Here is a 21,653-nt window from a genome sequence, read left to right as displayed (position 1 = left end):
CGGTGTAAGACCTCAACGGAGTTCTCCGGGCGGGCAGTCGGCGACGAAGCAGAAAACCCCACGGCGCGAGCCGTAGGAATCCCCCTCGTTCACGAGGGGGAGGAAGTCAAGCTCCGTCTCCTGGGTCAGCGGATGGTCGTGCCGTCGGGCTGGTCGAACAGGGCGAGTTCGTCCTGCGTCGGAAGGCCCTCCCAGTCGCCCCGGGTGGCGACGGCGAAGGCCGCGGTGGTGACGGCCCGGTGCAGTCGGGCGGGGATGTCCGCGCCGTGGAGGTGTGCGGACAGGTATCCGGCCACGAAGGCGTCGCCCGCGCCGACCAGATCGACGGCGTCGACCTGGCGCGCCGCGCGGTCTGTTACCCCCTCGGGGGTGAAGCTGGTCGCGCCGTGTGCGCCACGCTTGACGACCACCTCGCCGACCCCTTCGGCCAGGATGCTGCGCACGGCCTCGGATTCGCCTGCGCCAGGCCGTTCCAGCACCAGCGGCAGCTCGTCCTCGGAGGCTATGAGCAGGTCGGTGCGGGCCAGCAGCGGCCGGAGCGCGGTGCGGGCGCGGTCAGCGGTCCACAGCCGGGAGCGGTAGTTGACGTCGAGGCACACGGTGATGCCGGCTTCGCGGGCGGTGGCGGCGGCGGCCAGGGCGGCCTCGGCCGCCGACGTGCTGAGCGCCGGCGTGATGCCGGTCAGATGCAGGATGCGGGATCCCGGAGCCAGCGCGGGCAGGATGTCCGCCGGTGAGACGGCCGAACCGGCGGAACCGGCACGGTAGTAGCTGACGCGCGTGAGCGTGCCGAGGCGGGGTTCGGTGAGCAGCAGTCCCGTGGGTCGGCCCATGTCGTCGGTGATCGCGTGGCCGATGTCGACGCCCTCGGCGCGCAGTGTGCGCAGTACGAGCGCGCCGAGTTCGTCCGAGCCGACCCGGCCGGCCCAGCGCACCCGGTGCCCGAGCCGGGCGAGGCCGATGGCGACGTTGGACTCGGCTCCCGCCACGGACAGGCCGAGGCTGCCGCCCAGCCGCAGCGCGCCGTGAGCCCGCAGCGCCGCCATTGTCTCGCCGAAGGTCACCACTTCCGGCGAGACCTGGTGGTTCCCTGTCGTCACGGCGTCTCCCCTGCGGCCACCTTGCGGAACACGCCTGCGCGGGCGCGGAGTTGGTCCAGGTCGCCGCCGTCGGCCGCGTCCCCGACGAGGGGTGAGCCGACGCCGACGGCTATGGCGCCCCGGTCGAGGTAGTCGCGGGCGGCCTGCGTGTCCACTCCGCCGACGGGCACGAAGGGCACGTCGGGGAACGGGTCGCGCAAGGCTCGCAGATAGCCGGGGCCGCCGAGAACGCCGGGGAAGAGTTTGATCGCGGCGGCGCCCCGTGCGAGGGCGAGTTCGATCTCGGTCGGCGTCAGGGCTCCCATCAGCACGGGTATTCCGTAGGGCTGCAGCCCGTCGACCAGTGCCGGGGTGACGAGATACGACGCTCCGGCGTCCACGGCACGGGCGGCGTCCGCGGCCGAGCGCACGGTTCCGGCGCCGAGGAGTGCGTCGGGGCCCAGTTCGGTGCGGGCCTGCCTGATCACGGTCAGGGCGTCGGCGGTGGTCAGTGAGACCTCGATGGCCGCGATGCCCTCTTCGGCGAGGGTGCTCACGGTGCGCAGGGCTGCGGCGGGATCCTTGCCCCGTACGATCGCCAGCAGGCGGTGGGCTCGGAGGGATTCCACCAGGTTCATCGGAGCGTGCTCTCCTTGGGCGTGGATGAGGCGTGGGGTTCGGGGGCCTGGCGGACGGTGGTCACCATTCGGTGAACGCCCCGTCGGGGCCGCGCCATACGGGGTTGCGCCAGCGGTGTCCGGTTTCGGCGGCGTGGCGTACCGCCTTCTCGTCGATCTCGATGCCGAGGCCCGGGCGGGTGGAGGCGACGGCGTACCCGTCGCGGAAGCGGAAGGGTTCGGGGTCCATCACGTATTCCAGCAGGTCGCACTGCTGGTTGTAGTGGATGCCCATGCTCTGTTCCTGGATGAGGAAGTTCGGCACGGAGAAGGCGATCTGGAGGCTTGCGGCCAGGGCGATCGGTCCGAGGGGGCAGTGGGGGGCCATGGCGACGTCGTACGTCTCGGCCATGGCGGCGATGCGGCGGACCTCGGAGATGCCGCCGGCGTGCGACAGGTCGGGCTGGGCGACGGCGATGCCGCTGGTCATGACCTCGCGGAAGTCCCAGCGAGAGTAGAGGCGTTCGCCGGTGGCGAGGGGAACGCTTGTGGATTCCACCAGGCTGCGCAGGTGGCTCGAGTGTTCCGGTGCGACGGGTTCCTCGACGAACAGCGGGTGCAGCGGTTCCAGCAAGGGCAGCAGGCGGCGTGACATGGCGGTGGAGGCCCGGCCGTGGAAGTCGACGGCGATGTCCCGTTCGTCGCCCAGCACCTCGCGGACGACCGCGACACGTTCGACGACCTCGGCGGTGCGTGCCGGGGTGTCGATCGGGGCGAGTTCGGCCGAGGCGTTCATCTTGACGGCGGTGAAGCCGGCCTTCATCTGCTCCTCGGCCAGCTCCGCGACGTCGCTGGGGCGGTCTCCGCCGATCCAGGCGTACATCCGGACGCGGTCGCGTACCGGGCCGCCGAGGAGGCGGTGCACCGGGACGCCGTAGGTCTTGCCGGCGATGTCCCACAGGGCCTGGTCGATGCCTGCGACGGCGCTGGAGAGAATGGGTCCGCCACGGTAGAAGCCGCCCTTGGTGAGCACCTGCCAGTGGTCCTCGATGCGCAACGGGTCCCGGCCGACGAGGTAGTCGGCCAGTTCGTGGACCGCGGCGCGTACGGTCTCGGCGCGGCCCTCGATCACGGGCTCGCCCCATCCGGTGACGCCCTCGTCGGTGGCGACGCGCAGGAACAGCCAGCGCGGAGCCACCAGGAACGTCTCAAGTCCGGTTATCTTCAAGGAACTTCCTTAGAGAGCGGGTCGGTCGCGAGGTCATCGTGGTCTTCCCGCGCCTGTACGGCCGCCAGGTCGTCGGAGGCCTGTGCCAGCAGTGAGTCGACGGCGGCCACCGCCGCGTCCGGGTCGCCCGCCTCGACCGCCTCCAGGAGTTCCTGGTGCACGGGGATGGAGTCGGAGAAGTGCCGGGCGCCGTGCACGATGCGGTCGCGCACGCGCAGACCGGCTTCGATGACGACCTCCATCCGGCTGAGCAGTTCGTTGTGCGCGGCGTCCAGCAGGGCGCGGTGGAAGGCCAGGTCCGCCTCGACCATGGCGTCGGCGTCCGTTCCGGCCGCCGCCATCGCGTCCAGCGCCTGCCGCATCGCGTCCAGGTCGGATGCGGTGCGGCGGGCCGCGGCGAGCCGGGCTCCGGCGGGCTCGACTATCGCGCGGACTTCGGCGAGGTCCTCCAGGAAGCCGTCGGTGGGAGCGCTGCTGCCCTGCCAGCGCAGCAGGTCGCTGTCGAGCAGGTTCCAGTCGGCGCGGGGCCGGATGGTCGTGCCGCGTTTCTGCCGCGATTCGAGGAGGCCCTTGGCCGCCAGCACGCGCAGCGCCTCGCGCACGACTGTCTTGCTGACGCCGAGCTCGGTTTCGAACTTGACCGGGTCCACCACGGAGCCGGGAGGGTAGTCGCCGCGGATGATGCGCCGGCCCAGTTCCTCCACTGCCTGGCCGTGCAGCCCCCTACCGGGATGGGTCACCACGTTCTCCGTTTCCGTATCGGTCCTGTTCGCGGATGCCGCGCACGGCTCACCGCGCGGTGCGCGCCGCTCACGAGGACTCCTTCATGACACTCCATCCTCCATCGACCACCAAACTCGCTCCGGTCACATAGGAGGCGTCTGCCGATGCCAGGAAGGCGACGGCCGAGGCCACCTCTTCCGGCTGCCCGAACCGCTTCGCCGCCGTGGCCGCCACGCTGCGCGCCCGGTCGGACTCCGGGATCCCCTCCCAGGCGGCGGTGAGGATGGGTCCGGGCAGCACTGTGTTGACCCGGATGTCCGGCCCGTACTCGACGGCCAACTGCCGCCCAAGTGAGCACAGGGCACCCTTCGCGGCAGCGTAGGCGGCATGGCCCGGCAGGCCGATGACGGCGTGCACCGAGGAGGTGAGGACGACGGACCCCGACGCCTCGCGCAGCATGGCCGCGAAGGTCTTCATCCCGCGCCAGGCCGGCTTCAGCAGTACGGCCATCTGACCGTCCCACTCGGCCTCGCTCAGTTCGTGGGCCGGCTTGTTCAGCTGGGCGAAGGCGTTGCTGTGCAGCACGTCGAGCCGCCCGTGGTGCTCGGCGACGTGGCGGGCCAGGTGCTCCCAGTCGGCGGCCGAGGTCACGTCGCACCGTACGTACTCCGCGCGTCCTTTGCTGTCCTCGATGCCTGCGGCGAGCGCCTTGCCCGCGGTGTCGTCCACGTCCGTGACCACGACGGTCGCACCCTCGGCCGCGAGCCTTCGAGCCGTGGCCGCGCCTATTCCGTGCGCGGCGCCGGTGATCACCGCCACGCGTCCCGTCATCCTGCGGCACTCCGTCATCGCGTGTGTCTCCCCTCTGATGCCTGCACCCACCATAGCTCTTTCAATTAATTATGAATATATCTTGACGGCGTGGCGATGCCGCTCCAAGACTGACCGGCATGCATCAGGCACCTTCAGTCCCGATCGACGCCCGGCGACGCCTGCGCCCGGCCGGGATCGCCTTCGGCGGCGACTACAACCCCGAGCAGTGGCCCGAGGTGTGGGCCGAGGACGTCGCGCTGATGAAGGAGGCGGGCGTCTCCCTGGTGACGGCCGGGATCTTCTCCTGGGCCAAGGTGGAACCGAGGCCCGGGGAGTACGACTTCACCTGGTTCGACCGGGTCATGGACAACCTCGCCGGGGCTGGTGTGGCCGTATGCCTGGCCACCATGACGGCGTCTCCGCCACCCTGGCTGTCCCGGCTGCACCCCGAGATCCTTCCCGAGACCGCCGACGGCCGCCGCATGTGGGCCGGCGGACGCCAGCACTACTGCCCCTCCAGCGCCGTGTACCGCGAGTACGCCGCGCGCCTGGTCGAGCGGCTGGCCACCCGGTACGCCGACCATCCCGCGCTGGAGATGTGGCACATCGGCAACGAGTACGGCTGTCACACCCCGCAGTGCTGGTGCGACGAGTCTGCCGCCGACTTCCGGCGCTGGCTGTCCGACCGGTACGGCGACATCGAGGCACTCAACGACGCCTGGTCGACGGCCTTCTGGGCACAGCGCTACGACACCTTCGACGAGGTGCTGCCGCCGCGGCTCGCGCCCACCTTCCCCAACCCCGCCCAGCAGCTGGACTTCGTCCGGTTCTCCGACGACGCGCTGCTCCAGTGCTGTCTGACCGAGAAGGCGGTGCTGCGGCGGACCACCCCGGACGTTCCCGTCACCACCAACTTCATCGGCGTACACAAGCCCGTCGACGCCTTCCGGTGGGCCGCCCAGGAGGACGTCGTCTCGGTCGACGTGTACCAGGACCCGCACTACGAGGACACGCATGTCTCGGCGGGGTTCATCTTCGACGTCACCCGTTCCGCCCGCGCCGGTCAGCCCTGGCTGCTGCTGGAGCAGGCGCCCAGCGCGGTGAACTGGCGTGACCGCAACGGCCCCAAGCCGCCGGGGCGCATGCGCCTGTGGAGCTGGCAGGCGGTCGCCCAGGGCGCGGACGCGGTGCTGTACTTCCAGTGGCGCCAGTCCCGGGGCGGCGCCGAGAAGTACCACTCGGCCACGATCCCGCACGGCGGCACCGACACCCGCACCTTCCGTGAAGTGAGCGAACTGGGCCGCGAGTTGGCCATGGTGCCGCAGATCGCCGGCACCCGCTCCACCGCCGATGTCGCCCTGGTGCTGGACTGGAACAGCTGGTGGGCACTGGAGCTGGACTCACACCCGTCCACCGCGCTGAACCAGATGGACATCGCGCTCGCCCACTACCGGCCGCTGTTCGACGCCAGGATCGCCTGTGACGTCGTACCCCCCGACCGGGATCTTTCCGGCGAGGAGCTCTGGCCGCTGGCCGAGAAGGAGACGGTCGACGTCCGGCACGCGGACGGCACAGTCAGCCGCGCCGACCTGTGGTCGGAGGCCGTCGTGCCCGAAGGGGCCCGGGCGGTGGCCGAGTTCGGCTCCGGGCACCTCGCGGGGCAGCCGGCCGTCACCCGGCGTTCGGCGAGGGAGTCGCGTGGTACGTCGCGACGCGCCTCGCACCGGAGGCCATGCGGGCCCTGACCGACGAGGTGTGCCGTGCGGCGTCCGTCGGCCCCGTACTCCCCGGGCTTCCCGAGCAGGTCCAGGCGACCGTGCGCGAGGGCGAGGGCGGACGCCTCTTCCCTGCTGAACCACGGTCAGGAGGAGGTCGGGATCAGGCTCTCTCAGCCGATGACCGACGCCCTGGCCCGAGGGACGACCCCCGCCGACCGCATCACGCTGCCCGGGGCCGGAGTAGCCGTACTGATCGAGCCGTAGAGAACCGATCGAGCCGCAGAAGAAGTCACAAGGGACACAAGGGACACACATGAACAGCTCACCGCCCTCGCGGAGGTCTGTGCTCGGGTGGGGGGCCGGGGCACTCGCCGCGCTTCCGGCCCTCACGGCCTGCGGCCAGACCGTCGGAGCCGCCCGCACGACCCGGCAGGCATCGACACGCCCCGGTCAGAAGGTGAATCTCGTCTTCTGGACCTGGGTGCCGATGCAGAAGACGGTCGACCTGTGGAACCGGACGCACCCCGCCATCCACGTCGAGATGCAGACCATCCCCGCGAGCACTCAGGGCGGCTACCAGAAGATGTACTCCGCCCTGACGGCCGGCAACCCGCCGGACCTGGCGCAGGTCGAGTACCAGGAGCTTCCCGCCTTCATGCTCGTCAACGGCCTGACCGACCTGAGCCGTTACGGGGCCGACGAGCTGCGCGACAGCTACGTGCCGTGGCAGTGGAACCAGGGCGTCTTCGGCGGGCGGGTTCACACCATTCCCCAGGCCTCCGGCCCGATGGGACTCTTCTACCGCCGGGACCTCCTCGCGAGGTGGGGCCTCGAAACACCCGCCACCTGGGCGGACTTCGAGCGGGCCGCCCGCGTGATCAAGGCCCGCGGCAACGGTGCCAGGATCAGCGCGTTCAACCCCAACTCGCCCGCCTGGTTCGCCGCGATGTGCTGGCAGCGCGGGTCCCGGTGGGTGCGCACCCAGGGTGACACCTGGATCGTCGGCATGAACGACGACCCCTCGCGCGAGGTCGCGGAGTACTGGGAGAGGTTGGTCCGCGACGATCTCGTCTTCGTCGAACCGGACATGTCCAGCGCCTGGTACCGGCAGGTGCAGACCGGGCGGGTCGTCACCTGGATCGGACCGCAGTGGGGCGACGCCCTGCTGCGCGGCAACGCACCCGGCACCAAGGGAAAGTGGCGGGTCGCCCCGCTCCCCCAGTGGACAGCGGGACAGAACACCTCCGCCAACTGGGGCGGAGCGTCCACCGCCGTCCTTCAGGGCAGCCGCCACCCGCGTGAGGCGCTGCAGTTCGCGCACTGGATCAACAGCGACCCCCGGGCCGTCGACCTCAACATCGCCGTCGGCTACGGCTGGCCCGCCGCCACCGGCATCTTCCGCGGATCGGCCCTCGACAAGCCCGACCCCTTCTTCGGCGGACAGCGGTACAACGACATCTTCACCGCCTCCGACCGGGCCATCGACACCTCCTGGAAGTGGTCACCCACCACGGACGCCGACTTCGCCCACCTCGGCGACGCCTTCGGCGCCGCCGTGGCTGGTGACGGCACCCTCACCTCGGCCCTGGCCGACGCGCAGAAACGCACCGTGGACGACCTGCTGGCCAAGGGCCTGAAGGCAAGGAGTCAGTCATGAGCAGCGCGAACCTTGCCAAGGGCGGTCAGCGGCGGTCCGCGCGCCCGGACCGCGCCGCCTGGGGATTCCTCCTCCCCTTCGCGGCCCTGTTCCTGTTCGTCTTCGTCCTTCCACTCGGCTACGCGGTCTACCAGAGCCTGCTGAAACCGATCCGCTCCGGGCCACTGGGCCTGGGCCCGGCCACCGTCGGCTTCGCCGGGCTCGACAACTACACCCTCGCGCTCCAGCAGTCGGACTTCCTGGACGGCATCGGCCGCGTGCTCCTCTTCGGCATCGTGCAGGTCCCCGTGATGCTGCTGCTGGCCACCGTGCTCGCGCTGGTCCTCGACACGCTCTCCCAGCGCTGGGCGGGCCTCCTGCGAGCCGCCTACTTCCTGCCGTACGGCGTCCCCGGAGTCATCGCCTCGATCCTTTGGGGCTTCCTGTACGTACCGGGCGTCAGTCCCCTGGTCGACCTGCTGGGCAGGGTCGGTCTCGCGCCGGACTTCCTCGGATACCACGGCGTGCTGTGGTCCATCGCCAACATCGTGATCTGGGAGTTCACCGGCTACAACATGCTGGTGATCGTCGCCCAGCTCAAGTCGATACCGCAGGAGCTCTACGAGGCCGCGCGCATCGACGGCGCGAGCGCCTGGCAGACAGCGGTCAGGATCAAGCTGCCACTGGCCCGGCCCGCTCTCGTGCTCACCGGCGTCTTCTCCATCATCGGCACCCTGCAACTGTTCGCCGAACCCCTGGTCATCAAACCGCTGACCTCGACGGTGACCAGCTCGTACACACCGAACCTGGCCGCCTACAACGAGGCGTTCGCCAACAACAACATCTACCTCGCCGCAGCCGAGTCGGTGATCCTCGCGCTGGTCGCGAGCGTGCTGTCCTTCGGCTTCCTCAGCCTGGTGAACCGCAAGGAAAGGGGCGCACGGTGAGCGTGTCCACACCGCAGACGACAAAGCCGGTGGACACTCCCACCGACACCGCGCGGGCCGCCGTGGCCGGCCGTGACCGTCGGCCGCGCCGACGCTTGAAGCCGTCGCGGATCCTGATGGTCGCCCTGCTCACGGTCGCTGCCCTCTACTTCCTGCTGCCCGTCTACTGGCTGGTGGTGGCCTCCACCAAGAACAGTGCGGATCTCTTCGGCAGTTTCGGGCTGTGGTTCTCCGACCCGCAGTGGCTGCACAACCTGTCGCAGGTCTTCTCCTACGGCGACGGCGTCTTCTGGAACTGGACGTGGAACAGCTTCCTGTACGCCGGGGTCGGCGGCGCGCTCGCGACCCTGCTGGCGTGTGCCGCCGGGTACGCCCTCGCCGTGTACCGCTTCCGCGGGCGGGAGTCGGTCTTCAAGGTCGTGCTCGCCGGTGTACTGCTGCCCAGCACCGCGCTCGCACTCCCCCTGTACCTGCTGTTCAGCAAGGTGGGCCTGGCCAATACCTACTGGGCCGTACTGATCCCCAGCATGGTCAGCCCGTTCGGGGTGTACCTGTGCCGCATCTACGCCGAGGCGGCGGTACCCACGGAGATGCTGGAGGCGGCACGGGTCGACGGCGCCGGCGAGTTGCGGATCTTCAGGGCCCTCGTCCTGCGCACGATGACGCCCGCGCTGGTGACCGTGTTCCTCTTCCAGTTCGTCGGCATCTGGAACAACTATTTCCTGCCGCTGGTCATGCTCTCCGACGACCACAAGTACCCCCTGACCCTGGGCCTCACCACCTGGCAGTCGCAGGCGGAGCGGTACCCCGAGCTCTACCAGCTCACGGTGGGCGGAGCGTTCCTGTCGATCCTTCCGCTGGCCGCCGCGATGCTGGTTCTCCAGCGCTACTGGCGTTCCGGCCTGACCCAGGGCAGCGTCAAGGGCTGAGAGCTGAAGGGGGGAGGGGCAGACTACCCCTCCCCCCCTTGGCAACAGGGCGCCGGCCGGCCCTGGTTGTCACCCGGTCGCGCAGGGCTGCGGCATCACTCGCCCCGGGGACCGACGGCCTTGCGGAACGCGTGGTAGACGAGCTTGGGCCGCTCGTCGGCGAAGGTGAGCAGGCCCATGACGGAAATGCCGTTGTAGGACTGGTTGTAGCCGGCCCGCTGCTTGTAGTCCTTGAGGACCCAGTAGGTGAAACCGGCGACGAACCTGCTGCGCGCGGTCACCTGGGCCCAGTGGGCGGTGAAGCTCGCCGCCTGCCACTCCTCCGTGCCCTGTGTGGTGCTGGGGCCGTGCTCGCCCGCCAGGGACCAGGTGCCGTTCTCGGTGATCAGGATCGGCTTGTCGGGGTACTTCGCGTGCACGGCGTCCAGCGTGGGGCCGAGGTCGGAGTCCTTGCCGTAGAAGTAGCCGAAGTACTCGTTGAACCCGATCACGTCGGCGAGGTCGAAGGCGGGGTCGTTGCTGGTGTTGGAGGCCCAGGTCACGGGGCGGGCGGTGAGGTCGACCACCTTCACGGCCGCCTTCAGGTCGGCGAGCCAGGCCCGGTAGACCGGAGCGCCGTCGGTGTCGATCTCCGACTCGTTCTGAAGTCCCCAGAGGATCACCGACGGGTGGTTGTGCTGGTTCCACGCCATGGCCAGGGCCAGGGCCCGGGCGAGGCCGTAGCGCTCGGTCTGCAGCTTCTCCTGGGCGGTGTTGAGCCACATGGTGTCGATGTCGTCCATCACCATGACGCCGTGCGCGTCCGCCCAGTCGTAGACGTACGGGTGGCGGTTGTAGACGCAGTTGCGGATGAAGTTGGCGCCCAGCGTCGTGATGTGGCCCAGTTCCCGGTCGTACTCGGCCGGTGTCATCGCCCTGCCGTGCGCGGCCGTCTCCTCGTGCCAGTTGAGCCCCTTGAGCAACAGAGGCTTGTCGTTCAACCGCAACTGCGCGTCGGAGAAGGTGAGTTCACGCACGCCATACACGGTGGACAGTGTGTCCACCCGCGGGTCGGAGGGCCTCTTGGTGGTCAAGGTGGCGCGGGCGGTGAGGGTGCGCGGCGAGGCCGGGCTCCATCGTGGGGCGTGGGGTATGGGGACCGGGACACGTACGACGCCTGCTGATCGGGCCGCGATCCGGGCCGCGACCACGATGGGCCGCCCGCCGCTCCCCCGGCCGGGGTCCAGGGTGAGCCGGCCGTCGAAGTCGGAGGCGCTGTGGTTCTCGACGACGGCGCGTGCCTCCAGGCGTCCGTTCGCGCCGGCGACGAGCAGTTTGGCGATGGTGACCTGCGGGACCGCTTCGATCCAGGCCGACCGGGTCAGCCCCGCGTAGGGCCAGTAGTCGACGGGCTTGTACGGCAGCTCGTGGTCGTCGGTGACCGGCTGCGCAGTCGAGGCCGTGTAGTCGGTGTAGCTCGCCCGGCGGAAGACCCGCACGGCTATCGTCTGGCGGGTTCCGGGCCGGAGCGCGCTCGCCGTCGGAAGCGCGAAGGGCGAGTTGGCGCCTTCGTGCTTGCCGAGGTGCGTGCCGTCGAGCCAGACCTCGGCGCTGTAGCCGGCGGCCAGGAAGGCGATGCGTACGTGCCGGGCACGCCAGGACGCGGGCACGTCGACGGTGGTGCGGTACCAGGCGTAGCCGTCGGTGAACGCCGTGCCCTTGCCGAAGGGGGCGGTCTCCGAGCCGAATCCGGGAGTGTTCAGCAGGTCCCAGGCCGCCGGCACGTCGATGAGGCCCCATGCCCGGTCGTCGTGGTGCGGGGACTGCCAGCCCTCGCCGAGCCCCTGGTCGGCGGGGTCGAAGCGGAAGCGCCACCGCTTGTCCAGGGACAGGTAGTCGCGCGTGGGCTCGTGGGTGCGCCAGCCGTCGAAGGCGGGGAGCACCGTGCCGTACTGGAAGACGACGTTGGTGCCGCCCACGTCCCGCACATGGGTGCCGGAGGGCTCGGTGGCCGGGTGGTGGTCGAGCACGGGGCCGTCAGCGGCGGCCGCGGTCGTGCCGTCCGCTGCCCGCGCTGTCCCCGGCCAGGCCGGCAGGGCGACGAAGGCGGCCGCGCCGAGTGCCGTGACGACGGTGCGCCGGGACGGATGGGTGGATTCGGTCATGTCAGGCGGCTCCTCGATGCACGTACGCGGATTCGTCCGCCCCACAGCCTGGACAACCCCGTCACCCTCGTCAAGGATTATTCATAAATAATGAATTGAGCTAGCGTGGTGCCGTCGAGCCACCGACGGCGTCCTACCGCACACGAACGACGGGTGACCTCATGACCACCGCACAGCAGCAAGCCGCCACAAGCGAGACCACGGGCCGACTCGCCATCACCCTGTGGGACTTCAGCTGGTACACACAGGCAGGACCCGGCGAGCCGTTCGCCGACCTCGACCGCGCCTTCGCCGAGACAGTGGAACGGGGCTTCAACACCGTCCGCATCTGCGCCATGCCCTTCCTGCTGTTCTCCGGACGCGTCCCCGAGCCGGAGTCCCTCCAGGTCCGCGGCCTGGGCGAGCAGTTCGGACAGCGCACCCGCTGGTACGACGTGCGCGGCGGCTACCCGCTGGACGGCCTCCGACGGCTCGTCGAGCTGTTCGAGGCGGCCGCCCGCCACAACTGCAAGGTGATCGTGTCCTCGTGGGAGTACCAGCAGTCCCCCAGCTTCGCCGACACCGACACCTGGCACCGCGCCCTCGCCGAGGTTCCCGGCCCGGACCGCGCCGAGGCGGTGGCCGAAGCGCTCTCCGGGCTCCTTGACTTCCTCACCGAGCGCGGACTGGCCGACCACGTCGCCTACGTCGAAGTGCACAACGAGGTCGACAACTGCTCCCTCGTACCGAGCGACGGCTCCACCGGCCACTACGCCCGGCTGCGCGGCCCCCTCGAACGCGCCGTGAAGCTGTTGCAGGCACGCCACCCGGCCGTCCCCGTGACCTACTCGCTGGGTGAGCCATGGCCCGGCGAACTCGACGACCTGCCGGAGCAGGCGCAGATCGCCCACTTCCACTTCTACGTCTACGGTGTGCTCGGCGCGCTGTACGAGGCGGTGGGACTCGGGCACGGCACCGAAGCGGCGCCCGAGACGGCCACCTGGCCCACCCCCGAACTGGCCGCCATGCTGCGCCCCGACGCACCCGCCTTCGCCGACTACCAGCCGGACGAAGCCTGGCGTCTGGCCGCCACAGGGATACCGCGCGAACTGTTCTACGCGCACGACTGGGTGGACCCCGACCGCTGGGACCTGTGGCTCTACGAGAACTATCCGGCACACCGTCAGGCCATGCGGGAGACGCTGGCCGCCTGGGTCGACTCCGTCGCCGAGTTCGCCCGCCTCCGCGGCATCCCCGCCGTCCTCGGCGAAGGCGTCGTGGGCTACACCCCGCTCCTGACTCGCTTCGAGGAGGACGCCGTCGGCAAGGACATCGTGGAGTTCGTCGTCGACCGCTGCCTCGCCGCAGGCTTCCAGGGCGTCGTCCTGACCTCCAACGCCGCCCCCCACCACCCCATGTGGCACACCGACCCGGACTGGATGCGACGGGTGAACGCGAGAATCACCGCGAGGTGAACGCGATCCCTCGGCGGCCCGGAACGAGGACGGCAGGCCATGCAGACAGGACACCCGACTGAGGTCGTCCTGTTCGGCCGCATGGCTCGCCGACCTGCCGGTGCGGAACGTCGATGCCGCCGTCCAGGTCGCGCACGCCCTGTCCACACACGCGGTGCGCATTGGGTTCGACCACTACATGGCCGTCGACGACGAGAACAGCGCGAACGTGATCGGATCCGGGCCCTCATGACCGCATGCTCCACGGCATGTCTTTTGCGCCCCCGAGAGGGGGGTGACGGGGCAGGGGACGAACCCCGGAGGCTTGGGAAGGGGGTGGGGCGGGCCGCCGCCCACCGGCCTGCGGCCGCGACCGGAGGCGTTCCCACACCCGGGAAAGTCATCGGCGGTCCATGGGAATGAACCGCACCCGGTGTTGATCCGTTGCGCTCTCTGCAGGTGGCTGCACTGCGCGAAGGTGCGGCCCGATGAGCGACGCCGTGGACCCCGCAACGCTCGCTTCCCTCAGGTGGCTCACACCTCTTCGGAGTCGGAGGAATCACATGACACTGTTCGAGCATCCATTCGTCCCGGCGGGCTCCGCCCATCCGCCCGTGGACAACACGGGGCGGATCCTGCAGATGATGACGGGATACTGGGTCACTCAGGTGGTGAGGACCGCGGCCGAGTTGCGCATCGCTGACCACCTCCACCCGGAGGGCGCCACCGCCGCCGAGGTCGCCACGGCGGAGTCGCTGGATCCCGCTCGACGTCCGGTTTCTGCGAGCGTGCGCTTCGCTCGGCCTGGCCACATCGACGGACGGGAAACGGTTCGGGAGTACGTCCCTGCTCGACACCTTGCGCACCGACAGTCCTGAGTCCTTGCGTGCCCTGGCGCTGTGGGGTGGCACCGAATCTCACTGGCTACCGTGGGGTCGGCTGGCCGATGCGATACGCACCGGCCCCCCCGGCACGAGACGCCCTCGGTGAGCCATTCTTCGACTGGCTCGCCACCCGGCCGGCGAAGGCAGAGGTCTTCACCAACTCCATGACCGCCATGACACGCAACCTGGCCCATCAACTCGCCGATGTGATCGACATCAAGAACGCCAAGGTCGCCGTGGATGTCGGCGGCGCCGGCGGAAACCTTGTCCAGACCCTGATGCGACGGCATTCCGGATTGACCGGGATGGTTCTCGATCCTCCGCACGTGGGCACCGAGGCGGACGCCTCCGCGAAAAGTCTCGGCGTCACGGACCGGTTCACCTTCGTAGGCGGCGACTTCTTCGACAAGGTGCCGTCCGGCGATCTGTACTGGCTGAAATTCGTCCTCCACGACTGGGACGACGACGCCCACGTCTTCCACGGCCGTCACCGTGGCTTCGATCCGCCTTTGGCTCAAGCCGTGACCACTTGGCCTTCGTGACAAGATCTGGGCGTGACGACGTTGTTCCTGACGGTCGGCCTGCCAGGGGCCGGAAAGACCACGAGAGCGCGGCAGCTGGCCAAGGAGCACAGCGCGTTGCGGCTGACGCCGGATGAGTGGATGATCCCGCTGTTCGGCGATCCGCAGCCGGAAGGGAAGCGCGATGTGCTGGAAGGACGGCTGCTCTGGCTTGGTCTGGAGGCGCTGAAGCTGGGAACGAACGTGGTCCTGGATTTCGGATGCTGGTCTCGTGACGAGAGGTCCGCGATCCGCTGGTTGGTGATGTCTGTGGGCGCGTCCTGTCACCTCGTGTACGTGCCGGTGGACCATGAGAGCCAACGTGCTCGGATCGCCCATCGCCAGTCGACCACCCCTGATCAGACCTTCGCGATGAGCGAGACGGACCTCGTGCACTGGAGGACGCTGTTCGAGGAGCCCGACGCCACGGAACTCGATGGACATGAGGTCGGAGGTCCGCCTCCTGGGTGGTCAGGATGGCTGGAGTGGGCCGCCGATCGGTGGCCATCGCTCGCGTGACTGTCCGGCCAACCTTGGTGCGGCCAGTAACGCAGCCGTGCCAGGAGCGCCGGTCCCGGAAAGATCCGCCGGACAGGCCCTGGCCACTACGGACCCACTGCGACCCGCGGCAGCCCTTGAGCATCGTCCCCGCCGGCATCAGGCGAGCATCCGACGGAGTTGATCCGCGTCGTCATCGTGGAGTCTGGTCAGCAGGTGCCCCTGCGCGGCGGCTTCCAGCAGTGGCATGGATGCCTCGATGACACGCCGGCCCGCAGGGCAGATGGCGACCCCGACGCCGTTGGACAGTTTGCTGCGCGCGATGTATCCGCGTTCTTCCATCCGGGTCAGATGGTGCGACAGGCGACCCTGATACGGCCGCCCTGGGCGAGCTCGACCAGCACCGCGCCGCCAGGGGTGTAGTGCAGGGTGCCGGCCCCCGCGATCGCCCCCGACGAGTCGTCGAACATCAGCAGCATCAGGTCCTCGACGATGAGCAGGTCCTTCTGCATGAGCCCTCTTCCCGTTCCCGCCGGCGCCTGCACCGGCGAACCGCCGACTTGCCTATCAGGAAAGTCGAGGATAACTTTCCTGATGGGAAAGTAAAGCGGGGACTGGAGGGCAAGGGACGTGAGCACGTCGATGGATGCCGAACAGGCATGGAGAGACCTGCAGCGCATCCGAGTGCCGCAGGAACGGGTGTACGACGAGGTCGAGCGGTCCGCTGCGGGCGGCTCGGGAACCCTCTGGACCACGGCTGCGCTCATGTGGCTCTTCCTGGCCGGTCTGGGCCTGGACCTGCCCGGGTGGGGCGTGGGGCTGGCCATGGCCGCGTACGTCGCGCTGCTGAGCGTGCTGGCCGTGCTCCACAACCGCCGGAGCCGGGTGCGCCTGCACCACACCCGGTGCACCCGGCGGATGTTCGCCACCTTCGTCGCGGGAGCGGTGGTGACCGGCGGAACGACCCTCCTGTCCGGCCGACTGGTCGATTCGCTGGAGCCGATGTCCGCCAGTCTGATCCAGGCCACGGTCTCGGCGACGGTGTTCGTGCTGTTCGTCGGGCCGACGAGCCGCTGGGCGGCCAGGTCGGCGCGGGGCCGCGACACACATGCGGCAGGCACGGAAAACGCAGGCACGGGAACAGCAGGCACGGGGGCGGACCGATGAGCATCCCCGCCGGCTTCGACGAACTGATCCACCCCGCCACCCGGCTGTCGGTGGTCGCGCTTCTCGCCGCCACCGAATGGGCGGACTTCGCGTTCGTCCGCGACAGCCTCTCGCTCAGCGACTCCGCGCTCTCCAAACAGCTGCACACCTTGGAGGAGGCCGGATATCTGGAGCTCCACAAGGAAGGCGGCGGACGCAAGCGGCGCACCAAAGTACGGCTGACGGACCACGGCCGCACCGCTTTCGAGGGGCACGTCGCGGCACTCCGGGCGATCGTCGAGGGCGCCGGTCCTCCGGCGTCGACCGAAACACCGCCACGACAACGACACGACTCGGGAGCGGGACGATGACGCCGAAGCCCACATCCGCCCAGCCCGTCGTCCATGCGCGCGACGTGACGATGACGTACGGCGACATCGACGTCCTCCACGGCGTCGATCTGGACCTGCACCGCGGGGAGGTCTTCGCGCTGCTCGGGCCCAACGGCGCCGGGAAGACCACCACGGTCGAGATCCTGGAGGGCTTCCGGCGGCGTTCCGCCGGTGAGGTGAGCGTTCTTGGTACGGACCCGGAGCGGGGCGACGACGCGTGGCGCGGCCGGATCGGGCTCGTCCTGCAGTCCTGGCGCGACCACCGCCGCTGGCGGGTCGCCGAGCTGCTGACGCACTTCGCCACGTACTATCCCGACCCGCGCGACCCGGCCGAACTGCTGGCCCTGGTCGGCCTCACCGACCAGGCCGGCCAGCGGGTGGATCGGCTGTCCGGCGGCCAGCGCCGACGGCTGGATGTCGCGCTCGGCATCGTCGGCCGCCCCGAACTCCTCTTCCTGGACGAGCCGACCACCGGCTTCGATCCCCAGGCGCGGCACGAGTTCCACCTCCTGGTCGAACAACTGGCCCGCGACGAGGGCGTCACCGTCCTGCTCACCACCCACGACCTGGTGGAGGCCGAGCGGCTCGCCGACCGGATTGCCATGCTGGTCAGCGGCCGGATCCGCGCCTGCGGCACCCCGTCGGAACTGGCCCTGCGGGCCGCCGCCCAGGCCGAGGTCCGCTGGACTGCCGACGACGGGACGTCCCACCGCGAACACACCGAGGACCCCTCACGGCTGGTCTGGGAACTCCACCAGCACGCGGACGGCCCGATCGCCGACCTGGAAGTCCGCCGCCCGACCCTGGAGGACACATACCTCCACATGGTGCACCGGGCGGACGACGGCACGGACGGGGAAGCGGACGAGGAGGCACAGGCAGCATGAGGGGGACACCAATGACGAACAGTTGGCGTGCCGGGCTCCAGCGCGGCGGCATCGAACTGCGGCACCTCCTGCGCAACGGCAAGGAGATGTCCGGCCACCTGACCAACGTGGTCGTCGCGCTGCTCATCGCCGCCTACGTCAGCGACGACGTCCCCGGCACCGGGACCCCGATGGCCCATCTGGTGCTGGCGGGCTTCGCCGCCTACCTGCTGTTCCAGATCGGCCTGATCAACCTCCCGCAGATACTCGTGACCGAGCGGGAGGAGGGCGCCCTGCTGCGGCTGCGCGCCACCCCCGGCGGGATTCCGGCCTACCTCGTCGCCAAGTGCCTGCTGGTGGTCGTCGTGGCGGTCGGCACCCTGGCCATGCTTCTGACGGCCGCGGCGCTGCTGGTGAACGGGCCACTGCCGCCCGGACCGGGCGACTGGCTGACGCTGGCATGGGTCACCACGCTCGGGCTGCTCGCCGTCGTACCGCTCGGCGCGGCCATAGGCGCCGTACTGCCCAACCCCCGCGAGGCGCTGGCGTTGATCATGCTGCCGACGATGGGACTCCTGTTCACCTCCGGAACGGTCTTCCCGATCACCTCGCTGCCTGTGCCGGTCCAGCACGTGGCCGCAATCTTCCCGCTCAAGTGGATGGCACAGGGCCTGCGTTCGGCGCTGCTCCCGGACACGGCACGGACCGCCGAGGCGGCCGGCTCCTGGGAGCTGCCCATGGTCGCCCTGGTCCTGACCGCCTGGGCGATCCTCGGGTTCCTCCTCGCGGTACCCCTGCTGCGCCGCGCCGCCCGCCGCGAGTCCGGCTCCCGCCTGTCCGCGCGCCACCGCAAGGCGGCACAGAGCGGCGCGCTGCCCGCGTAGGCGGTCGACGTCACCCCCGACGACATACCCGGTCGCCTCCTCGACGCGCAGAACACCCTCCTGCTCGGGGCACCCGCACTCGGCAACTCCCCCCTCGCGGCTGGTTCGCGAGGGGTCCGCCCACCGCAGGCATCATCGTCGCCGCACTCGCCGCCGTCACCGCACTCACGCACTCGCCGTGCCGGCGTTCCACACGCCGGACACCCCGGCGGAAGCACGCGGGCCGCCGGTCCCCGTCTCGAGATCACCGAGGCCGGGCGGCCCGTCGGACTCGCCTCCGCCGGCGACCGGTGACGCCACCCGCACTCGTCGGTCGACCTGTCGTGCGCGCGGGTCGTGGTTGCCGTTGCGTCGCCCTGCCCCAACTCCGCCAGGCCGTCCTGGCGTTCGAGTCGGCCTTCTGTCCCACTTGGAGGCCCAGGCTGGGACGATGTTGCCTTGCACCATGCCGTCCGCGACCTCGTCCAAAGCGGTTCTGCGCTCGGCCGTGGTTGAGGACAGCTCCACCAGTGCGATGGCGATCGACATGCTGTTCTCCCTCGTCACCGCAGCCCACTGGCCCACAAGAAGGGAGCGCGCCCAATGAATGCCGCCTCTTCCTTTTGGACCGCAGTCGTGCCAACACCGCACGGTGGTGCTCGATGAAGACCTGCGGAAACCGACTCAAAGCCCGCCGGCACCAGGCGCGGGCACGGGAGACTTCACAACCCGAGTAGAGCGCCGGCGAGTCGGGCGCTCGCACGGGCGGACTCGCGCCCTGGCGGTCGTAGCGTCCAATCGCGGGCGCTCCCACCGCCGCGGTCTGTGGCCCTCCGCTTCACGGACCCACCGCTCCCGTCGTCAATCGAACGTCAACTCGACGTGGAACCCCGCTCGTAAGCCCTCCCACGAATCGAGGCCGCTGAGCCCGGCCCGAGACCTGGCCCCACGAGCTCGTGGAACGAAGGAGTACGAACGTGAGCTGGACCGTAATGGGCTCCTCGGGCGCGGTCAGCGCCCGGGAACGCGCAATGCGCACTCTCTACGACGAACAGGCGAGTCCTCTGTACACCTACGTGGTGCGGCTGCTGGGAGGAGACCGGCACAGAGCCGAGGACGTGGTGCAGGAGACCCTGCTGCGCTGCTGGCGCACTCAGGACGTGGGGGCAGCGAGCCTCTGCGGGGGTGGCTGTTCCGGGTGGCCCGCAACATCGTCATCGACGAGTACCGGCCGCGCAGGGCCCGTCCCCAGGAGGTCGACGGCACCGCCTGGCTAACGACACTTTGCCCGAGATCCGGCCGGTCCGTCGCCAGCCGGCCAGCACGCCCCGCCCGTAGTTGTCCGTAACCGCCACCCGGTCCAACTCCGCACCATTGGGCGCACGCCCCGCGGCCAACTGCTGCCGGAAGTGCTCCCACCTCACCTCCTCCACCGTCACCCGAGCAGCGGGCCGAGACCGACTCTCACTCCGACCAGCCTCTGCACGCCCTGTCGCGTCACCGCCTGTCGGCTCTCGGCGCTGAATGAAGCGCAGAGCGTGGGGCTGCGTGCCTGTCAGGCGTCGAAACGACCGCGCGCGCCCTCAATGTGACCGAGGTACTGGTGGGTCCAGCCACATATGGCATCGACCGTGGTGCGCAGGGCCTGGCCCGGCTCTGTGAGGGTGTACTCGACCCGCGGGGGCACGGTGGGGTACACCTTCCGGTCGACCAGGCCGTTGCGCTCCAGCATGCGCAGGTTCTGGGTAAGCATCTTGTGGCTGACGCCCTCGACCTCGTCCCGCAGCTCACTGAAGCGCAGGGTGCGCTCGCCGAGCGCCTCGATGATCAGGAGCGCCCACTTGTTCGCGACGTCCGAGAAGATCTCCCGAGCCAGGGAGTCCGCGCGCCTCAGGTCCGCGTCCTCGGGCAGGCCCTTGAGCAGTTGCTTGGTCACCATCAGGTTCCTCAGTCACCGAAAAGTGCGTTCTTCCAGGTCAGCATTCACTCTCCTACAGTTTCCGAGTAACTACAAGAGAGCGAATCAGAAGGGCGAGCACCATGGCGATCATTAATGTCTTCAACCACAACGTGCCGGCCGAGAGCGACTTCGGCTACTCACAGGCGATCAAGTCCGGCGAGCTGATCCACATCTCTGGACAGCTCTCGTTCGACGAGGCGGGCGAGTTCCTCTACGCGGGCGACTTCGCCGCCCAGCTCAAGCAGACGTACGCCAATGTGGACAAGGTCCTGGAGCACTACGGCGTCACCCGGAACCAGGTCGTCTCGCAGACCCTGTACGTGGTGAACCTGCGGCAGAACGCCGCGGCGACGGCGGAGGGCAACCTGGCGTACTTCGGCGACCACCGTCCGGCCAGCACGGTCTTGGGCGTCACTGAACTGACCTTGCCCGGCCAGGTCATTGAGATCAGCTTCGTCATCGACACGAAGCTGCCCGCCTGAGTTCGCCCGCAGCACGCGGCCCGGTTTGGTCGCCCTCCGGGGTTTCGGTTCGTGGAACGGTCACAGTGACCGTTCCACGAACGCTCCCTCAGGTCTCGCTTTTCGGGCCGACGCGGTTTGCTTTGCCCCCTGACAAGGGCTAACGCAGGAGGTGGATCGCTCCTGGTTGCCGTGTCCGGCACGGGAGTTGAGCGGTCGACTCGGTGTGGGGATGTCGCCGTGGGGATGTCGCCGTGGATCGTGTCGGATGAGCTGTGGGAGCGGCTTGAGTCGCTGCTGCCGAAGCGGGATCGGCGTTTCCGCTACCTGGGTCGTCGGCCGCCGCCGGGCCGGGAGGTGCTGTGCGGGATCCTGTACGTGCTGCACACCGGTATCCAGTGGGAGCATCTGCCTCGAGAGCTCGGCTTCGGCTCCGGCATGACCTGCTGGCGCAGGCTGTGGGGAAGCCAGGGTCGCTGGCGGCAGCCTCTGCCTTGGCCTGCCCTGCTCTCCGTCAGTAGGTCACTCTCGGCCCCGGGACCGTGGAAGACGAAGTGCCCGGAACGCTTTGCGTCGCGGGCAGCCGCGTGGGTGGCGGCCGTGAAGTTCTTGGGAGAGTTGCGGATCTCAGCCGTCTCAGGCCGCGGCCGTCGGGTTCGCTGATTCGGCGGCGTGGCGGTATTCGGCGTTGATGCGCTGGGCTTCTTCGAGTTGGTCTTCGAGGATGATGATGCGGCAGGCGGCCTCGATGGGGGT

22 protein-coding genes and 4 pseudogenes are annotated in these 21,653 nt (G+C 69.5%); 16 read left to right on the top strand and 10 right to left on the bottom strand.

Annotated features, from left to right (window positions below):
* Positions 1–125: 125 nt before the first annotated feature.
* The 5 genes from ACFWWR_RS45135 to ACFWWR_RS45115 all read right to left on the bottom strand — a co-directional run bounded on the left by ACFWWR_RS45135 (position 126) and on the right by ACFWWR_RS45115 (position 4,478).
* Positions 126–1,046 carry a sugar kinase gene (locus tag ACFWWR_RS45135; RefSeq protein ID WP_383876985.1) on the bottom strand — a complete coding sequence of 307 codons (921 nt, stop codon included), beginning with the start codon at positions 1,044–1,046 and terminating at the stop codon, positions 126–128.
* Positions 1,047–1,096: 50 nt separating this feature from the next.
* Positions 1,097–1,717 carry a bifunctional 4-hydroxy-2-oxoglutarate aldolase/2-dehydro-3-deoxy-phosphogluconate aldolase gene (locus tag ACFWWR_RS45130; protein ID WP_383876950.1) on the bottom strand — a complete coding sequence of 207 codons (621 nt, stop codon included), beginning with the start codon at positions 1,715–1,717 and terminating at the stop codon, positions 1,097–1,099.
* A gap of 61 nt (positions 1,718–1,778) precedes the next feature.
* The gene (gene dgoD / locus ACFWWR_RS45125) at positions 1,779–2,924 is read right to left on the bottom strand and encodes a galactonate dehydratase (RefSeq protein WP_383876951.1); all 1,146 of its coding nucleotides are present in this window, start codon (positions 2,922–2,924) and stop codon (positions 1,779–1,781) included.
* A complete protein-coding gene (locus ACFWWR_RS45120; protein ID WP_383876953.1) occupies positions 2,921–3,667 on the bottom strand; it encodes a FadR/GntR family transcriptional regulator in 747 nt (248 codons plus the stop codon). The genes dgoD and ACFWWR_RS45120 overlap by 4 nt, the downstream gene beginning before the upstream one ends.
* A 67-nt stretch (positions 3,668–3,734) precedes the next feature.
* Positions 3,735–4,478 carry an SDR family NAD(P)-dependent oxidoreductase gene (locus ACFWWR_RS45115; RefSeq protein WP_384310113.1) on the bottom strand — a complete coding sequence of 248 codons (744 nt, stop codon included), beginning with the start codon at positions 4,476–4,478 and terminating at the stop codon, positions 3,735–3,737.
* 119 nt (positions 4,479–4,597) lie between these two features.
* Between ACFWWR_RS45115 and ACFWWR_RS45110 the strand changes: the two are divergent.
* The 4 genes and pseudogenes from ACFWWR_RS45110 to ACFWWR_RS45095 all read left to right on the top strand — a co-directional run bounded on the left by ACFWWR_RS45110 (position 4,598) and on the right by ACFWWR_RS45095 (position 9,690).
* Positions 4,598–6,442 (top strand): annotated as a pseudogene (locus tag ACFWWR_RS45110) (beta-galactosidase).
* 49 nt (positions 6,443–6,491) lie between these two features.
* Positions 6,492–7,835 carry an ABC transporter substrate-binding protein gene (locus ACFWWR_RS45105; protein WP_384310110.1) on the top strand — a complete coding sequence of 448 codons (1,344 nt, stop codon included), beginning with the start codon at positions 6,492–6,494 and terminating at the stop codon, positions 7,833–7,835.
* Positions 7,832–8,761 carry a carbohydrate ABC transporter permease gene (locus ACFWWR_RS45100; RefSeq protein ID WP_384310108.1) on the top strand — a complete coding sequence of 310 codons (930 nt, stop codon included), beginning with the start codon at positions 7,832–7,834 and terminating at the stop codon, positions 8,759–8,761. The genes ACFWWR_RS45105 and ACFWWR_RS45100 overlap by 4 nt, the downstream gene beginning before the upstream one ends.
* 116 nt (positions 8,762–8,877) lie before the next feature.
* Positions 8,878–9,690: a carbohydrate ABC transporter permease gene (locus tag ACFWWR_RS45095; protein ID WP_384310119.1), complete on the top strand. Its 813-nt coding sequence runs from the start codon at positions 8,878–8,880 to the stop codon at positions 9,688–9,690.
* Positions 9,691–9,785: 95 nt separating this feature from the next.
* Here the strand turns inward: ACFWWR_RS45095 and ACFWWR_RS45090 are convergent, their stop codons facing one another.
* A complete protein-coding gene (locus tag ACFWWR_RS45090) occupies positions 9,786–11,834 on the bottom strand; it encodes a glycoside hydrolase family 2 protein (RefSeq protein ID WP_384310106.1) in 2,049 nt (682 codons plus the stop codon).
* A 161-nt stretch (positions 11,835–11,995) separates the two neighbouring features.
* Here ACFWWR_RS45090 and ACFWWR_RS45085 point away from each other — a divergent pair, with 161 nt between their 5' ends.
* The 4 genes from ACFWWR_RS45085 (at position 11,996) to ACFWWR_RS45070 (ending at position 15,230) form a co-directional block, all read left to right on the top strand.
* Entirely contained in the window at positions 11,996–13,288 is a 1,293-nt protein-coding gene (locus ACFWWR_RS45085) for a cellulase-like family protein (protein ID WP_384310104.1), read from the top strand.
* A 100-nt stretch (positions 13,289–13,388) separates the two neighbouring features.
* Positions 13,389–13,520: a type I-E CRISPR-associated protein Cas7/Cse4/CasC gene (locus ACFWWR_RS45080; protein WP_384310101.1), complete on the top strand. Its 132-nt coding sequence runs from the start codon at positions 13,389–13,391 to the stop codon at positions 13,518–13,520.
* 693 nt (positions 13,521–14,213) lie between these two features.
* Positions 14,214–14,693 (top strand): methyltransferase, encoded by a 480-nt coding sequence (locus ACFWWR_RS45075; RefSeq protein ID WP_384310099.1) that lies wholly within the window; start codon positions 14,214–14,216, stop codon positions 14,691–14,693.
* Positions 14,694–14,705: 12 nt separating this feature from the next.
* Positions 14,706–15,230 (top strand): AAA family ATPase, encoded by a 525-nt coding sequence (locus tag ACFWWR_RS45070; RefSeq protein WP_383876970.1) that lies wholly within the window; start codon positions 14,706–14,708, stop codon positions 15,228–15,230.
* 138 nt (positions 15,231–15,368) lie between these two features.
* On the opposite strand, the gene ACFWWR_RS45065 is transcribed toward ACFWWR_RS45070, so the two are convergent.
* Both ACFWWR_RS45065 and ACFWWR_RS45060 read right to left on the bottom strand, forming a co-directional pair.
* Positions 15,369–15,551 (bottom strand): hypothetical protein, encoded by a 183-nt coding sequence (locus tag ACFWWR_RS45065; protein WP_384310097.1) that lies wholly within the window; start codon positions 15,549–15,551, stop codon positions 15,369–15,371.
* A gap of 5 nt (positions 15,552–15,556) precedes the next feature.
* Entirely contained in the window at positions 15,557–15,721 is a 165-nt protein-coding gene (locus tag ACFWWR_RS45060) for a GPP34 family phosphoprotein (RefSeq protein WP_384310094.1), read from the bottom strand.
* Positions 15,722–15,851: 130 nt separating this feature from the next.
* On the opposite strand from ACFWWR_RS45060, the gene ACFWWR_RS45055 reads away from it, so the two are divergent.
* From ACFWWR_RS45055 to ACFWWR_RS45030, 6 genes and pseudogenes are all read left to right on the top strand, one after another.
* Complete coding sequence (locus tag ACFWWR_RS45055; protein WP_383876988.1) at positions 15,852–16,376, top strand: hypothetical protein; 525 nt, start codon at positions 15,852–15,854, stop codon at positions 16,374–16,376.
* Positions 16,373–16,726 carry a transcriptional regulator gene (locus tag ACFWWR_RS45050; RefSeq protein WP_383876975.1) on the top strand — a complete coding sequence of 118 codons (354 nt, stop codon included), beginning with the start codon at positions 16,373–16,375 and terminating at the stop codon, positions 16,724–16,726. Before ACFWWR_RS45055 ends, ACFWWR_RS45050 begins: the two co-directional genes overlap by 4 nt.
* On the top strand, positions 16,723–17,634 hold the full coding sequence (locus tag ACFWWR_RS45045; protein WP_383876977.1) for an ABC transporter ATP-binding protein: 912 nt from the start codon (positions 16,723–16,725) through the stop codon (positions 17,632–17,634). The genes ACFWWR_RS45050 and ACFWWR_RS45045 overlap by 4 nt, the downstream gene beginning before the upstream one ends.
* An 11-nt stretch (positions 17,635–17,645) precedes the next feature.
* Positions 17,646–18,497: an ABC transporter permease gene (locus ACFWWR_RS45040; RefSeq protein ID WP_383876979.1), complete on the top strand. Its 852-nt coding sequence runs from the start codon at positions 17,646–17,648 to the stop codon at positions 18,495–18,497.
* 575 nt (positions 18,498–19,072) lie between these two features.
* Positions 19,073–19,213 (top strand): annotated as a pseudogene (locus tag ACFWWR_RS45035) (CGNR zinc finger domain-containing protein); the annotation flags it as partial.
* A 255-nt stretch (positions 19,214–19,468) separates the two neighbouring features.
* Positions 19,469–19,753: a sigma factor gene (locus ACFWWR_RS45030; RefSeq protein WP_384310116.1), complete on the top strand. Its 285-nt coding sequence runs from the start codon at positions 19,469–19,471 to the stop codon at positions 19,751–19,753.
* 278 nt (positions 19,754–20,031) lie between these two features.
* Here the strand turns inward: ACFWWR_RS45030 and ACFWWR_RS45025 are convergent, their stop codons facing one another.
* A complete protein-coding gene (locus ACFWWR_RS45025; protein ID WP_384310091.1) occupies positions 20,032–20,415 on the bottom strand; it encodes a winged helix-turn-helix transcriptional regulator in 384 nt (127 codons plus the stop codon).
* A gap of 101 nt (positions 20,416–20,516) precedes the next feature.
* On the opposite strand from ACFWWR_RS45025, the gene ACFWWR_RS45020 reads away from it, so the two are divergent.
* Both ACFWWR_RS45020 and ACFWWR_RS45015 read left to right on the top strand, forming a co-directional pair.
* Entirely contained in the window at positions 20,517–20,918 is a 402-nt protein-coding gene (locus ACFWWR_RS45020; RefSeq protein WP_383876983.1) for a RidA family protein, read from the top strand.
* Positions 20,919–21,084: 166 nt separating this feature from the next.
* Positions 21,085–21,383: pseudogene (locus tag ACFWWR_RS45015) on the top strand (transposase); the annotation flags it as partial.
* Between the two features lie 150 nt (positions 21,384–21,533).
* Here the strand turns inward: ACFWWR_RS45015 and ACFWWR_RS45010 are convergent.
* Positions 21,534–21,653 (bottom strand): annotated as a pseudogene (locus tag ACFWWR_RS45010) (MerR family transcriptional regulator); the annotation flags it as partial.

The sequence above is a fragment of the Streptomyces sp. NPDC058678 genome, from assembly GCF_042714835.1.
In the GTDB taxonomy this organism is placed as follows: domain Bacteria; phylum Actinomycetota; class Actinomycetes; order Streptomycetales; family Streptomycetaceae; genus Streptomyces.
Note: the sequence above shows the minus strand (reverse complement) of the source record. Positions and strands in the feature narration are given on the sequence as shown.

Coding starts and splice junctions, on each gene's coding strand:
- ACFWWR_RS45135 (WP_383876985.1), bottom strand. CDS start 1,046: ATGGCGGCGCTGCGGGCTCACGGCGCGCTGCGGCTGGGCGGCAGCCTC.
- ACFWWR_RS45130 (WP_383876950.1), bottom strand. CDS start 1,717: ATGAACCTGGTGGAATCCCTCCGAGCCCACCGCCTGCTGGCGATCGTA.
- ACFWWR_RS45115 (WP_384310113.1), bottom strand. CDS start 4,478: ATGACGGGACGCGTGGCGGTGATCACCGGCGCCGCGCACGGAATAGGC.
- ACFWWR_RS45105 (WP_384310110.1), top strand. CDS start 6,492: ATGAACAGCTCACCGCCCTCGCGGAGGTCTGTGCTCGGGTGGGGGGCC.
- ACFWWR_RS45100 (WP_384310108.1), top strand. CDS start 7,832: ATGAGCAGCGCGAACCTTGCCAAGGGCGGTCAGCGGCGGTCCGCGCGC.
- ACFWWR_RS45095 (WP_384310119.1), top strand. CDS start 8,878: ATGGTCGCCCTGCTCACGGTCGCTGCCCTCTACTTCCTGCTGCCCGTC.
- ACFWWR_RS45090 (WP_384310106.1), bottom strand. CDS start 11,834: ATGACCGAATCCACCCATCCGTCCCGGCGCACCGTCGTCACGGCACTC.
- ACFWWR_RS45085 (WP_384310104.1), top strand. CDS start 11,996: ATGACCACCGCACAGCAGCAAGCCGCCACAAGCGAGACCACGGGCCGA.
- ACFWWR_RS45075 (WP_384310099.1), top strand. CDS start 14,214: ATGCGATACGCACCGGCCCCCCCGGCACGAGACGCCCTCGGTGAGCCA.
- ACFWWR_RS45065 (WP_384310097.1), bottom strand. CDS start 15,551: ATGGAAGAACGCGGATACATCGCGCGCAGCAAACTGTCCAACGGCGTC.
- ACFWWR_RS45060 (WP_384310094.1), bottom strand. CDS start 15,721: ATGCAGAAGGACCTGCTCATCGTCGAGGACCTGATGCTGCTGATGTTC.
- ACFWWR_RS45055 (WP_383876988.1), top strand. CDS start 15,852: ATGGATGCCGAACAGGCATGGAGAGACCTGCAGCGCATCCGAGTGCCG.
- ACFWWR_RS45050 (WP_383876975.1), top strand. CDS start 16,373: ATGAGCATCCCCGCCGGCTTCGACGAACTGATCCACCCCGCCACCCGG.
- ACFWWR_RS45045 (WP_383876977.1), top strand. CDS start 16,723: ATGACGCCGAAGCCCACATCCGCCCAGCCCGTCGTCCATGCGCGCGAC.
- ACFWWR_RS45040 (WP_383876979.1), top strand. CDS start 17,646: ATGACGAACAGTTGGCGTGCCGGGCTCCAGCGCGGCGGCATCGAACTG.
- ACFWWR_RS45030 (WP_384310116.1), top strand. CDS start 19,469: ATGGGCTCCTCGGGCGCGGTCAGCGCCCGGGAACGCGCAATGCGCACT.
- ACFWWR_RS45025 (WP_384310091.1), bottom strand. CDS start 20,415: ATGGTGACCAAGCAACTGCTCAAGGGCCTGCCCGAGGACGCGGACCTG.
- ACFWWR_RS45020 (WP_383876983.1), top strand. CDS start 20,517: ATGGCGATCATTAATGTCTTCAACCACAACGTGCCGGCCGAGAGCGAC.